The following is a 13,597-nucleotide window of genomic DNA, read 5'->3' as shown; positions in this document are numbered from 1 at the left end:
GTCTAAAATCGTTAAAAAAAGATTGGTTAAATCGTTTGTAGTTCATTCACGTACAAATACGAGCATTTAGCTTTAAAGTTCGTTAAACCAACCTAAAGGCTATTTAAAGTCGTTTTAAATGCAATATGTTTAAATTTGTTTCACTTATCCGTCTGATTTTTCTTACGAGAATAAAAAAATTGTCGTAAGAAAGGTTGAATGGGCAGTAGACAAACGAAAGAAGAGCAAAGCTAATGCAAAATAACTTAAAGTCATTAAGAAAGCACCAAAAGCTGTATGGAACACATTATTAAAAATAAACGTTATCGCTGCATAGGTAACAGCCAGTATCCCAAAAAGTTTTTTTGTTCATTTCTAAACTCCTAATGGTTCATTTTCTTTAACTTGCTGCATTTCATTTTTAGTATGAATCAAGCGAATTTTCGTTTCAATTTCAGTAACGACCAGAAAGACAATTTGCAGGTATTTTTCTTTTTTTATTTTTAAAGAGGTGTTAACTAATTTTAGAGGGAACTAGATCAGACTACTTTTTATTTAACGAACGATTCTGATTTTCAAATGTTAATTTGGTTTGGCAGGCAACGGGTATGTAGTGCATTCCCCAAAACGTTGTTTTGACCTGATAGGAAGTTTCCTATAACCTTACGCTCTTTTATATTTATTTTTTTCAAAATAAGTATAAAAGGTTGTTGTCGCTTTGCTCGATTTTTTTAAAAGAGAACAAAAATAAAAGAAGTATACGAAAGAAAAAAAGTTCTCCATTTTGCATCTTTATTATTCTTATGCTCTATCTTTTTTTCTTTTTTTTTTGAAAGCATCTCTTTTTGTTCTGACCTCTTTTTAGATTTTAAACAAAGGGCGCACTTACACATCATCTTTTAAGATGATGTATGTTGCTTCCTGAAATCTAAAAAGTATTTTAAAATGATCACGTAACCGTGTCGTTTTAAAATACTTTTTTGTGTGAAAATTCCTTCGGAATTTAAAAACTCGCTTTGCTCATGTCTAAAAATTTAAGTTTGATTCTCTCTATTTATCTAGTAAAATTGTAGTAGCAAAGACTAGAAGCAATAACGGTTGATTAGTGGTCCAGTCACTCGTTATTCTTCAAGAAGCTAATGGGAAAAGCTTTTTGGAGCTAGTTTTTTTGCTTTTAACCCGTAAATAGGAAGCGAGCACCAGTAAACATCTGGTATAGCCTGTTATACCAAAATAAATTTTGGTCAGGCTCTGCGAGGCAAAAACCGTCTGTTCTCTCTGTCCCTTTTTTCGCCTTTAGGCTGAAAAGGATCGTCGTAAACAGGCCCGAAAAACGACGGTATTCCCGTCTGTTTTTTCGGGCAAAATAAAAAAATCCCCTTCGCCTTTTTGGCAGGGGACTTTTCTTTAAAAAAAGAGATGAAAAGCAAGAGAAAAAACACGTTAAAGTGTCATACATATGTATACATTATGTATGACAAGTGTAACACATATGTGTACATATGTCATACACGACCTCTTGCAAACGCCGGTATAACAGTCTTTTGAAGAGGGGTAAGAAAAGGCCGTTTTTCGCCTTCTAGGCGCCTGGTTTTATTTTTGAGATTCGTCAGGCACAGCCTGACACGTCAACGTTTTGAAGCGGAGCGGAAAACCGGCAGGCGCCTGAATCTCTTTATGCTCTCCTTAAAACCTACTGATTTGAATTTTAAAATAGTTTTTTTGTAGCAAGGATATTTTTTTGAAAATCGACACGTATAAACGACAGCAGAAAAGCAGTCAGATCCATACCTGTTTACTGTCAATTTTGGGAAGAATTAAAATTGACAATTATTTAATAGTCTTACTTTTACCAATGGAATCGATAATTACTCCAAAGATTCCTCCACTAATTACTCCAAAGATAATAGTTGAAACCCAATTATCAAATGAAAAGTAACCCACTAGTGTCGTACTAACAATTGTAGGAAAACAATATAATACTTATCTATAAAATTACCTTTTTTAATTTTCTTGTCTATAGATGAAACCATTGTTTTATCCCCTCTCAATAATTGATCCAAAGAAATATTTAACTCATCGGAAATTTTTAACAAAGTTGAATATCAGGGTAATTTCTTCCTACTTCCCAATTTGAAACTGCGGCCCTTGTCACATCCAATCGTTCAGCAAGCTCTTCCTGAGTAATATTCAATTCAGTTCTTCTTTTTTTTATTTCATGACTGATTTCCATTAACAATCTCCTTTAAACGAAGTTAATCATTCTTACTCCTTTTGTACAAGCTAGGGATTCTATCGTCCGTTTGATAAGGATGATAGAATCTGTGTCATTGTTTTAAACGCTACGTTTGTAAACCTTATATTTTAAATCCAATAAATATTTTTAGACTAATACATGAAATTCTATAGAACCGTGTATCCCGAACCCTTTTATATCAGGATTCTTTTTATCTATTTTTTTTATTTTCAAAGACCAGCTAAAGCTAATTACAAAAAGTAAAAATGCGGCAATTCCTAAATACAAAAGAAGCCCTCCTTTTTTATAGTTCTGTTGATAATAACATATACCTAAGTTGTGATTGTTTCATACATGAAATCTTATAAAGTCATGGATGTATATATATTGCCTTTAAATACATTTCATTTGTATTGATAGTCAATCTTATTATATTGATTTTTCTTGATAATAGTGATAGAATAAAAGAGTAGAAAGGAGTGTTTAAGTTGACTACAAAAAATGTTCAAATACGCATGGAAAATGAATTAAAAGAAAATCAGATGAACTGTTCAATAACTTAGGTACATCTACTAATGAGGCTATTAAGATCTTTTTAAGTACAGCTGTTAGGACTAATGGTTTTCCGTTTGAAATTACGCTAGATAAACCAAATACTGAGACTAAAAAAGCTATTGAAGAAGCTTATGCTATTCAAGATGGCAAGATTGAGGCTCAAGTATATGATACTGTAGATAACTTTATGAAAGATTTAAGGTCGTAGAGGATAATATGCTGAAACTAAGGAAAACCTCTTTATTTAAAAAGCAGTACAAGAAAATGATTAGTAGTGGTCGGTATAAAGAAGAAAATTTTGTAGAAATACTAAAAAATTAGTGAATCAAGAACCATTAGATGAAAAACATAATGATCACTCTTTAGTAGGGCAAAAACGTCCTGTTAGAGAGTTACATATTAATCCTGATTGGCTTTTGATTTATTTAATTGATGATAAACAACTTATTCTTACGGTCGTTCAAACTGGAACTCATTCAGATTTATTTGGCCATAAGCAACAATTTTAAAACAGATGAAATTTCTTAGAAATATGTATCTAGAACCTTGTCTTGACAAGGTTCTTTTTTTGGATATTTACTTTTCTAAAAAATATTAGCTATTGTTATCATCATACTTAGACCAATATGGGGTTAGTTTTTTTAGAATCACTAATTTGAATTTTTATAAATACATGAATTGACATAGAATCGTGTATTCAGATCCTTATTAAATCAAGACAATTTTTTTTAACTTAAAAGCAAAAAAATCGCAGGTAGTTATCAATGCGGGTACGCCTACTAATAGTGTTTATTTATTTTTAAACGTGTTTAAGTCAAATAATAAGCGAAATGCGAAGCTAATACCACTACAGAATAGATAAATGTTAAATCGTAATAAGTATTTTTGAATGCAAAACCATCAATATAAATATAAAAAAACTACCAAATTATGACTATAAGATCTTGTATAATTCTTTTTTGTTTTTTTCATAGTAAATACTCCTTCTTTTTTTGATATTTAGTTGATACATGAAATTAGATAAAATCGTGTATCCAGAACCCTTTAACAGCAGGGTTCTTTTTTATGACCACGCTCAATACACGATTTTGCTTTAACCAGCGTTGTAATCGGCTATTCTTTTTTATTAAAGAGACGGCTGAAAATGCCTTTTTTCATTACTGGCTCACTAGGATCAACAAACTTAATCTTTGTTTCATTATCTGCAGGTATATCTAATTGCTTATTTTTTTCTTCTTCTGCAGTAAGTAATTTTTCTACCAATGTTTCTAACCTTTCAATATTATTTGTTTGTTTTTCCATAATTTCTACCTGCTTGTATACTACTGATATAACAGATAGTAGTGTTACATCAGATACAGCTTCCTCTGTATCTTCGACTGTAACACTACTATACCCTATAGAGAACAAAGCTTGATTTATAGCGTTATCTAGTGTTATATCAGTAGACTTTAGCGCTACTAACTGTTGTAGTAGTGTTATATCAGTAAGAGAATATAATCGATGATTTTTTTTGTTTCGATAGAAATATTTCCCGTCAGGTGACTGCTTATCAATTAAAGATACGTATTTTCTAAGGGCGGATTCTGATAAATCAACCTTTTCAAGCACTTCAGAGAATGCAAACATTTCTTTTCCTTCTATCTCTTTCAATATTTGAACCTCCTCAAAATACTTTTAGAATAGACTTTTAAGGTGCTATAGTACTGATATAGTAGCATGTTATTTTGTCCAGTCATCTAAGGGAACTTTTTGTAAGTTATTATCAATAAGATTAATGTTTTTAATAAAATGGTTGCGAATATCTACTTGTACAACTTTTCGTCCACGGTTAGCAGTAAACATTTCTAATTCCATATCATTTATTTTAAGATTAATTTCATTTATTGCTTTTTGAAACACGTTTTTATTAAGATCTTTAAAAGCATAACTTTCTGGAGCGCCAAGCCATTCTTTGAACTCGTCAGGAGTACCACTTAAAACTGTTTTTTTCTTGCCATAATCTTTATCAGCTTCACGCATTAACTTGTATAAAAGATAGAAATTTACTATTTAGTTGAATTGTATCAAGAAGAAGATATTGAGTATAACTTTCTTTCAATGAAAGTAATATGGAGCGAAATTTTGATTAATACGTAATTCGATTTGGCCATTTTCCCATACATCTATATCAGAAAACCAACCAGTAATAGTCATTTTTTTTCTTGTTCGCTAAATAAAGACGTCTTTTTTCGCATTTCATTAATATTAACTATCAGAATAATTTTACCGTTCGGTAGACCTAATTATTAGTAATTTCATACATAGACGTACGTACGATATTAAGCTAGTATCAGAGGTTTTATCTTAGAAATAACAAAATCCATATTTTAAGTTGTCGAGCTGTTAAATCATGTCTTGCTTTAGTATTAAATCATTATGCTCTACTACATAATAAATTTTGAATCATCAAGGTCTTCAGTATTAAAATTTCTATCACTGGCCCACAAATCTAATTTACGCATAAAATACCTCCTTTATATTAAGGTTAGTTTAACAATATAGAGGTTAAATAGCAATTCTTTTCTATAATAACTCCCATAGGTGTACTTTACACTCCCCATAGGTGTACTTTACACTCCCCATAGGTGTACTTTACACTCCCATAGGTGTACTTTACACTCCCCATTAACTCTCTTTATCCTTGGTGTTAAAGCATTAATAATTCATTAAGTACTTAGAAGTATTATTCAATTATTATATAAAGTAAAAAAGAAACGTTTGTGTTTTGTGTTCCATATCATTAAATTATTACAAATAAAATATTTAACCGCAAAAGTGTTGCTAGTACAATATTGACTTAAAGACAAAGTGTCGTCTTTGAGTATTCTTGAAACGCAATAAAAATATCTATAAATATATTGAGTTTAGTATTTTTAGGAAAAGTGATAGACAAGATCAAGTGACAAAAGGAAACCTTGCTCCGCAAGCTAAAAAGCATTCTAAAAAGTCAAAAGAAGTCGCTACGCTCCATTTGCAATGAAAAGAGAGGGGAAGAGAAGGCTTTTTAGTAAAACGGCTTAAAAGCTTGTTTTGGCTAAGAATAAAACGAGTAAAGAGCTCACTTCGTTCGTGCAGGGCAAGCCCTACATACCCAAAGTCTAAAATCGTTAAAAAAAGATTGGTTAAATCGTTTGTAGTTCATTCACGTACAAATACGAGCATTTAGCTTTAAAGTTCGTTAAACCAACTCTAAAGGCTATTTAAAGTCGTTTTAAATGCAATATGTTTAAATTTGTTTCACTTATCCGTCTGATTTTTCTTACGAGAATAAAAAAATTGTCGTAAGAAAGGTTGAATGGGCAGGTAGACAAACGAAAGAAGAGCAAAAGCTAATGCAAAATAACTTAAAGTCATTAAGAAAGCACCAAAAGCTGTATGGAACACATTATTAAAAATAAACGTTATCGCTGCATAGGTAACAGCCAGTATCCAAAAAGTTTTTTTGTTCATTTCTAAACTCCTAATGGTTCATTTTCTTTAACTTGCTGCATTTCATTTTTAGTATGAATCAAGCGAATTTTCGTTTCAATTTCAGTAACGACCAGAAAGACAATTTGCAGGTATTTTTTCTTTTTTTATTTTTTAAAGAGGTGTTAACTAATTTTTAGAGGGAACTAGATCAGACTACTTTTTTATTTAACGAACGACTTCTGATTTTCAAATGTTAAAATCTTGTTTGGCAGGCAACGGGTATGTAGTCGCATTCCCCAAAACGTTGTTTTGACCTGATAGGAAGTTTCCTATAACCTTACGCTCTTTTATATTTATTTTTTTCAAAATAAGTATAAAAGGTTGTTGTCGCTTTGCTCGATTTTTTTAAAAGAGAACAAAAATAAAAGAAGTATACGAAAGAAAAAAAGTTCTCCATTTTGCATCTTTATTATTCTTTATGCTCTATCTTTTTTTCTTTTTTTTTTGAAAGCATCTCTTTTTGTTCTGACCTCTTTTTAGATTTTAAACAAAGGGCGCACTTACACATCATCTTTTAAGATGATGTATGTTGCTTCCTGAAATCTAAAAAAGTATTTTAAAATGATCACGTAACCGTGTCGTTTTAAAATACTTTTTTGTGTGAAAATTCCTTCGGAATTTAAAAACTCGCTTTGCTCATGTCTAAAAATTTAAGTTTGATTCTCTCTATTTATCTAGTAAAATTGTAGTAGCAAAGACTAGAAGCAATAACGGTTGATTAGTGGTCCAGTCACTCGTTATTCTTCAAGAAGCTAATGGGAAAAGCTTTTTGGAGCTAGTTTTTTTGCTTTTAACCCGTAAATAGGAAGCGAGCACCAGTAAACATCTGGTATAGCCTGTTATACCAAAATAAATTTTGGTCAGGCTCTGCGAGGCAAAAACCGTCTGTTCTCTCTGTCCCTTTTTTCGCCTTTAGGCTGAAAAGGATCGTCGTAAACAGGCCCGAAAAACGACGGTATTCCCGTCTGTTTTTTTCGGGCAAAATAAAAAAAATCCCCTTCGCCTTTTTGGCAGGGGACTTTTCTTTAAAAAAAGAGATGAAAAGCAAGAGAAAAAACACGTTAAAAGTGTCATACATATGTATACATTATGTATGACAAGTGTAACACATATGTGTACATATGTCATACACGACCTCTTGCAAACGCCGGTATAACAGTCTTTTGAAGAGGGGTAAGAAAAGGCCGTTTTTCGCCTTCTAGGCGCCTGGTTTTATTTTTGAGATTCGTCAGGCACAGCCTGACACGTCAACGTTTTGAAGCGGAGCGGAAAACCGGCAGGCGCCTGAATCTCTTTATGCTCTCCTTAAAACCTACTGATTTGAATTTTTAAAATAGTTTTTTTGTAGCAAGGATATTTTTTTGAAAATCGACACGTATAAACGACAGCAGAAAAGCAGTCAGATCCATACCTGTTTACTGTCAATTTTGGGAAGAATTAAAATTGACAATTATTTAATAGTCTTACTTTTACCAATGGAATCGATAATTACTCCAAAGATTCCTCCACTAATTACTCCAAAGATAATAGTTGAAACCCAATTATCAAATGAAAAGTAACCCACTAGTGTCGTACTAACAATTGTTAGGAAAACAATATAATACTTATCTATAAAATTACCTTTTTTAATTTTCTTGTCTATAGATGAAACCATTGTTTTATCCCCTCTCAATAATTGATCCAAAGAAATATTTAACTCATCGGAAATTTTTAACAAAAGTTGAATATCAGGGTAATTTCTTCCTACTTCCCAATTTGAAACTGCGGCCCTTGTCACATCCAATCGTTCAGCAAGCTCTTCCTGAGTAATATTCAATTCAGTTCTTCTTTTTTTTATTTCATGACTGATTTCCATTAACAATCTCCTTTAAACGAAGTTAATCATTCTTACTCCTTTTGTACAAGCTAGGGATTCTATCGTCCGTTTGATAAGGATGATAGAATCTGTGTCATTGTTTTAAACGCTACGTTTGTAAACCTTATATTTTTAAATCCAATAAATATTTTTAGACTAATACATGAAATTCTATAGAACCGTGTATCCCGAACCCTTTTATATCAGGATTCTTTTTTATCTATTTTTTTTATTTTTCAAAGACCAGCTAAAGCTAATTACAAAAAGTAAAAATGCGGCAATTCCTAAATACAAAAGAAGCCCTCCTTTTTTATAGTTCTGTTGATAATAACATATACCTAAGTTGTGATTGTTTCATACATGAAATCTTATAAAGTCATGGATGTATATATATTGCCTTTAAATACATTTCATTTGTATTGATAGTCAATCTTATTATATTGATTTTTCTTGATAATAGTGATAGAATAAAAGAGTAGAAAGGAGTGTTTAAGTTGACTACAAAAAATGTTCAAATACGCATGGAAAATGAATTAAAAGAAAAATCAGATGAACTGTTCAATAACTTAGGTACATCTACTAATGAGGCTATTAAGATCTTTTTAAGTACAGCTGTTAGGACTAATGGTTTTCCGTTTGAAATTACGCTAGATAAACCAAATACTGAGACTAAAAAAGCTATTGAAGAAGCTTATGCTATTCAAGATGGCAAGATTGAGGCTCAAGTATATGATACTGTAGATAACTTTATGAAAGATTTAAGGTCGTAGAGGATAATATGCTGAAACTAAGGAAAACCTCTTTATTTAAAAAGCAGTACAAGAAAATGATTAGTAGTGGTCGGTATAAAGAAGAAAATTTTGTAGAAATACTAAAAAAATTAGTGAATCAAGAACCATTAGATGAAAAACATAATGATCACTCTTTAGTAGGGCAAAAACGTCCTGTTAGAGAGTTACATATTAATCCTGATTGGCTTTTGATTTATTTAATTGATGATAAACAACTTATTCTTACGGTCGTTCAAACTGGAACTCATTCAGATTTATTTGGCCATAAGCAACAATTTTAAAACAGATGAAATTTCTTAGAAATATGTATCTAGAACCTTGTCTTGACAAGGTTCTTTTTTTGGATATTTACTTTTCTAAAAAATATTAGCTATTGTTATCATCATACTTAGACCAATATGGGGTTAGTTTTTTTTAGAATCACTAATTTGAATTTTTATAAATACATGAATTGACATAGAATCGTGTATTCAGATCCTTATTAAATCAAGACAATTTTTTTTAACTTAAAAGCAAAAAAATCGCAGGTAGTTATCAATGCGGGTACGCCCTACTAATAGTGTTTATTTATTTTTAAACGTGTTTAAGTCAAATAATAAGCGAAATGCGAAGCTAATACCCACTACAGAATAGATAAATGTTAAATCGTAATAAGTATTTTTGAATGCAAAACCATCAAATATAAAATATAAAAAAACTACCAAAATTATGACTATAAGATCTTGTATAATTCTTTTTTTGTTTTTTTCATAGTAAATACTCCTTCTTTTTTTGATATTTAGTTGATACATGAAATTAGATAAAATCGTGTATCCAGAACCCTTTAACAGCAGGGTTCTTTTTTTATGACCACGCTCAATACACGATTTTGCTTTAACCAGCGTTGTAATCGGCTATTCTTTTTTATTAAAGAGACGGCTGAAAATGCCTTTTTTCATTACTGGCTCACTAGGATCAACAAACTTAATCTTTGTTTCATTATCTGCAGGTATATCTAATTGCTTATTTTTTTCTTCTTCTGCAGTAAGTAATTTTTCTACCAATGTTTCTAACCTTTCAATATTATTTGTTTGTTTTTCCATAATTTCTACCTGCTTGTATACTACTGATATAACAGATAGTAGTGTTACATCAGATACAGCTTCCTCTGTATCTTCGACTGTAACACTACTATACCCTATAGAGAACAAAGCTTGATTTATAGCGTTATCTAGTGTTATATCAGTAGACTTTAGCGCTACTAACTGTTGTAGTAGTGTTATATCAGTAAGAGAATATAATCGATGATTTTTTTTGTTTCGATAGAAATATTTCCCGTCAGGTGACTGCTTATCAATTAAAGATACGTATTTTCTAAGGGCGGATTCTGATAAATCAACCTTTTCAAGCACTTCAGAGAATGCAAACATTTCTTTTCCTTCTATCTCTTTCAATATTTGAACCTCCTCAAAATACTTTTAGAATAGACTTTTAAGGTGCTATAGTACTGATATAGTAGCATGTTATTTTGTCCAGTCATCTAAGGGAACTTTTTGTAAGTTATTATCAATAAGATTAATGTTTTTAATAAAATGGTTGCGAATATCTACTTGTACAACTTTTCGTCCACGGTTAGCAGTAAACATTTCTAATTCCATATCATTTATTTTAAGATTAATTTCATTTATTGCTTTTTGAAACACGTTTTTATTAAGATCTTTAAAAGCATAACTTTCTGGAGCGCCAAGCCATTCTTTGAACTCGTCAGGAGTACCACTTAAAACTGTTTTTTTCTTGCCATAATCTTTATCAGCTTCACGCATTAACTTGTATAAAAGAATAGAATATTTACTATTTAGTTGAATTGTATCAAGAAGAAGATATTGAGTATAACTTTCTTTCAATGAAAGTAAATATGGAGCGAAATTTTGATTAATACGTAATTCGATTTGGCCATTTTCCCATACATCTATATCAGAAAACCAACCAGTAATAGTCATTTTTTTTTCTTGTTCGCTATAAATAAAGACGTCTTTTTTTCGCATTTCATTAATATTATTAACTATATCAGAATAATTTTTACCGCTTCGAGTAAGACCTAATATATTAGTAATTTCATACATAGACGTACGTACGATATTAAAGCTAGTATCAGAAGGTTTTATCTTAGAAATAACAAAATCCATAATTTTAAGTTGTCGAGCTGTTAAATCATGTCTTGCTTTAGTAATTAAATCATTATGCTCTACTACATAATAAAATTTTGAATCATCAAGGTCTTCAGTATTAAAATTTCTATCACTGGCCCACAAATCTAATTTACGCATAAAATACCTCCTTTTATATTAAGGTTAGTTTAACAATATAGAGGTTAAATAGCAATTCTTTTCTATAATAACTCCCCATAGGTGTACTTTACACTCCCCATAGGTGTACTTTACACTCCCCATAGGTGTACTTTACACTCCCCATAGGTGTACTTTACACTCCCCATTAACTCTCTTTATCCTTGGTGTTAAAGCATTAATAATTCATTAAGTACTTAGAAGTATTATTCAATTATTATATAAAGTAAAAAAAGAAACGTTTGTGTTTTGTGTTCCATATCATTAAATTATTACAAATAAAATATTTAACCGCAAAAGTGTTGCTAGTACAATATTGACTTAAAGACAAAGTGTCGTCTTTGAGTATTCTTGAAACGCAATAAAAATATCTATAAATATATTGAGTTTAGTATTTTTAGGAAAAGTGATAGACAAGATCAAGTGACAAAAGGAAACCTTGCTCCGCAAGCTAAAAAGCATTCTAAAAAGTCAAAAGAAGTCGCTACGCTCCATTTGCAATGAAAAGAGAGGGGAAGAGAAGGCTTTTTAGTAAAACGGCTTAAAAGCTTGTTTTGGCTAAGAATAAAACGAGTAAAGAGCTCACTTCGTTCGTGCAGGGCAAGCCCTACATACCCAAAGTCTAAAATCGTTAAAAAAGATTGGTTAAATCGTTTGTAGTTCATTCACGTACAAATACGAGCATTTAGCTTTAAGTTCGTTAAACCAACTCTAAAGGCTATTTAAAGTCGTTTTAAATGCAATATGTTTAAATTTGTTTCACTTATCCGTCTGATTTTTCTTACGAGAATAAAAAAATTGTCGTAAGAAAGGTTGAATGGGCAGGTAGACAAACGAAAGAAGAGCAAAAGCTAATGCAAAATAACTTAAAGTCATTAAGAAAGCACCAAAAGCTGTATGGAACACATTATTAAAAATAAACGTTATCGCTGCATAGGTAACAGCCAGTATCCAAAAGTTTTTTTGTTCATTTCTAAACTCCTAATGGTTCATTTTCTTTAACTTGCTGCATTTCATTTTAGTATGAATCAAGCGAATTTTCGTTTCAATTTCAGTAACGACCAGAAAGACAATTTGCAGGTATTTTTTCTTTTTTATTTTTTAAAGAGGTGTTAACTAATTTTTAGAGGGAACTAGATCAGACTACTTTTTTATTTAACGAACGACTTCTGATTTTCAAATGTTAAAATCTTGTTTGGCAGGCAACGGGTATGTAGTCGCATTCCCCAAAACGTTGTTTTGACCTGATAGGAAGTTTCCTATAACCTTACGCTCTTTTATATTTATTTTTTTCAAAATAAGTATAAAAGGTTGTTGTCGCTTTGCTCGATTTTTTTAAAAGAGAACAAAAATAAAAGAAGTATACGAAAGAAAAAAAGTTCTCCATTTTGCATCTTTATTATTCTTTATGCTCTATCTTTTTTTCTTTTTTTTTTGAAAGCATCTCTTTTGTTCTGACCTCTTTTTAGATTTTAAACAAAGGGCGCACTTACACATCATCTTTTAAGATGATGTATGTTGCTTCCTGAAATCTAAAAAAGTATTTTAAAATGATCACGTAACCGTGTCGTTTTAAAATACTTTTTTGTGTGAAAATTCCTTCGGAATTTAAAAACTCGCTTTGCTCATGTCTAAAAATTTAAGTTTGATTCTCTCTATTTATCTAGTAAAATTGTAGTAGCAAAGACTAGAAGCAATAACGGTTGATTAGTGGTCCAGTCACTCGTTATTCTTCAAGAAGCTAATGGGAAAAGCTTTTTGGAGCTAGTTTTTTTGCTTTTAACCCGTAAATAGGAAGCGAGCACCAGTAAACATCTGGTATAGCCTGTTATACCAAAATAAATTTTGGTCAGGCTCTGCGAGGCAAAAACCGTCTGTTCTCTCTGTCCCTTTTTTCGCCTTTAGGCTGAAAAGGATCGTCGTAAACAGGCCCGAAAAACGACGGTATTCCCGTCTGTTTTTTTCGGGCAAAATAAAAAAAATCCCCTTCGCCTTTTTGGCAGGGGACTTTTCTTTAAAAAAAGAGATGAAAAGCAAGAGAAAAAACACGTTAAAAGTGTCATACATATGTATACATTATGTATGACAAGTGTAACACATATGTGTACATATGTCATACACGACCTCTTGCAAACGCCGGTATAACAGTCTTTTGAAGAGGGGTAAGAAAAGGCCGTTTTTCGCCTTCTAGGCGCCTGGTTTTATTTTTGAGATTCGTCAGGCACAGCCTGACACGTCAACGTTTTGAAGCGGAGCGGAAAACCGGCAGGCGCCTGAATCTCTTTATGCTCTCCTTAAAACCTACTGATTTGAATTTTTAAAATAGTTTTTTTGTAGCAAGGAT

The 13,597-nt window shown here is 31.3% G+C and carries 11 protein-coding genes and 1 pseudogene; 4 read left to right on the top strand and 8 right to left on the bottom strand.

Features of this window, described 5'->3' with window-relative positions:
* Nucleotides 1–2,068: 2,068 nt before the first annotated feature.
* The gene (locus B9Y54_RS12585) at nt 2,069–2,212 is read right to left on the bottom strand and encodes a helix-turn-helix transcriptional regulator (RefSeq protein ID WP_085558456.1); all 144 of its coding nucleotides are present in this window, start codon (nt 2,210–2,212) and stop codon (nt 2,069–2,071) included.
* A gap of 150 nt (nt 2,213–2,362) precedes the next feature.
* A complete protein-coding gene (locus tag B9Y54_RS12220) occupies nt 2,363–2,503 on the bottom strand; it encodes a hypothetical protein (protein WP_159446023.1) in 141 nt (46 codons plus the stop codon).
* Between the two features lie 238 nt (nt 2,504–2,741).
* Here B9Y54_RS12220 and B9Y54_RS13060 point away from each other — a divergent pair, with 238 nt between their 5' ends.
* Together B9Y54_RS13060 and B9Y54_RS12580 are read left to right on the top strand one after the other, a co-directional pair.
* On the top strand, nt 2,742–2,978 hold the full coding sequence (locus B9Y54_RS13060) for a type II toxin-antitoxin system RelB/DinJ family antitoxin (protein ID WP_085558457.1): 237 nt from the start codon (nt 2,742–2,744) through the stop codon (nt 2,976–2,978).
* 112 nt (nt 2,979–3,090) lie between these two features.
* The gene (locus tag B9Y54_RS12580) at nt 3,091–3,279 is read left to right on the top strand and encodes a type II toxin-antitoxin system YafQ family toxin (protein ID WP_234987756.1); all 189 of its coding nucleotides are present in this window, start codon (nt 3,091–3,093) and stop codon (nt 3,277–3,279) included.
* A 604-nt stretch (nt 3,280–3,883) separates the two neighbouring features.
* Here B9Y54_RS12580 and B9Y54_RS00160 read toward each other — a convergent pair.
* From B9Y54_RS00160 to B9Y54_RS00145, 4 genes and pseudogenes are all read right to left on the bottom strand, one after another.
* Nucleotides 3,884–4,423 (bottom strand): MerR family transcriptional regulator, encoded by a 540-nt coding sequence (locus tag B9Y54_RS00160; RefSeq protein WP_085558450.1) that lies wholly within the window; start codon nt 4,421–4,423, stop codon nt 3,884–3,886.
* A 69-nt stretch (nt 4,424–4,492) separates the two neighbouring features.
* Nucleotides 4,493–5,274 (bottom strand): annotated as a pseudogene (locus B9Y54_RS13055) (replication initiation protein).
* Between the two features lie 775 nt (nt 5,275–6,049).
* The gene (locus tag B9Y54_RS00150) at nt 6,050–6,262 is read right to left on the bottom strand and encodes a hypothetical protein (protein ID WP_085558454.1); all 213 of its coding nucleotides are present in this window, start codon (nt 6,260–6,262) and stop codon (nt 6,050–6,052) included.
* 1,471 nt (nt 6,263–7,733) lie between these two features.
* Nucleotides 7,734–8,138 (bottom strand): helix-turn-helix domain-containing protein, encoded by a 405-nt coding sequence (locus B9Y54_RS00145; RefSeq protein WP_085558453.1) that lies wholly within the window; start codon nt 8,136–8,138, stop codon nt 7,734–7,736.
* Nucleotides 8,139–8,632: 494 nt separating this feature from the next.
* On the opposite strand from B9Y54_RS00145, the gene B9Y54_RS00140 reads away from it, so the two are divergent.
* Together B9Y54_RS00140 and B9Y54_RS00135 are read left to right on the top strand one after the other, a co-directional pair.
* Complete coding sequence (locus B9Y54_RS00140) at nt 8,633–8,908, top strand: type II toxin-antitoxin system RelB/DinJ family antitoxin (RefSeq protein ID WP_085558452.1); 276 nt, start codon at nt 8,633–8,635, stop codon at nt 8,906–8,908.
* Nucleotides 8,909–8,916: 8 nt separating this feature from the next.
* The gene (locus B9Y54_RS00135; protein WP_085558451.1) at nt 8,917–9,210 is read left to right on the top strand and encodes a type II toxin-antitoxin system YafQ family toxin; all 294 of its coding nucleotides are present in this window, start codon (nt 8,917–8,919) and stop codon (nt 9,208–9,210) included.
* 612 nt (nt 9,211–9,822) lie between these two features.
* Here B9Y54_RS00135 and B9Y54_RS00130 read toward each other — a convergent pair.
* Nucleotides 9,823–10,362 carry a MerR family transcriptional regulator gene (locus B9Y54_RS00130; RefSeq protein ID WP_085558450.1) on the bottom strand — a complete coding sequence of 180 codons (540 nt, stop codon included), beginning with the start codon at nt 10,360–10,362 and terminating at the stop codon, nt 9,823–9,825.
* A gap of 69 nt (nt 10,363–10,431) precedes the next feature.
* Nucleotides 10,432–11,235 carry a replication initiation protein gene (locus B9Y54_RS00125; protein ID WP_085558449.1) on the bottom strand — a complete coding sequence of 268 codons (804 nt, stop codon included), beginning with the start codon at nt 11,233–11,235 and terminating at the stop codon, nt 10,432–10,434.
* Nucleotides 11,236–13,597: the final 2,362 nt, after the last annotated feature.

The sequence above is a fragment of the Carnobacterium iners genome, assembly GCF_900177385.1.
Lineage (GTDB): Bacteria > Bacillota > Bacilli > Lactobacillales > Carnobacteriaceae > Carnobacterium_A > Carnobacterium_A iners.
This window is presented reverse-complemented; position numbering and strand designations above follow the sequence as displayed.

Excerpts from the sequence above, each read along its gene's own strand:
- B9Y54_RS12585 (WP_085558456.1), bottom strand. The coding sequence starts at position 2,212 with ATGGAAATCAGTCATGAAATAAAAAAAAGAAGAACTGAATTGAATATT.
- B9Y54_RS00150 (WP_085558454.1), bottom strand. The coding sequence starts at position 6,262 with ATGAACAAAAAAACTTTTTGGATACTGGCTGTTACCTATGCAGCGATA.
- B9Y54_RS00145 (WP_085558453.1), bottom strand. The coding sequence starts at position 8,138 with ATGGAAATCAGTCATGAAATAAAAAAAAGAAGAACTGAATTGAATATT.
- B9Y54_RS00135 (WP_085558451.1), top strand. The coding sequence starts at position 8,917 with ATGCTGAAACTAAGGAAAACCTCTTTATTTAAAAAGCAGTACAAGAAA.
- B9Y54_RS00125 (WP_085558449.1), bottom strand. The coding sequence starts at position 11,235 with ATGCGTAAATTAGATTTGTGGGCCAGTGATAGAAATTTTAATACTGAA.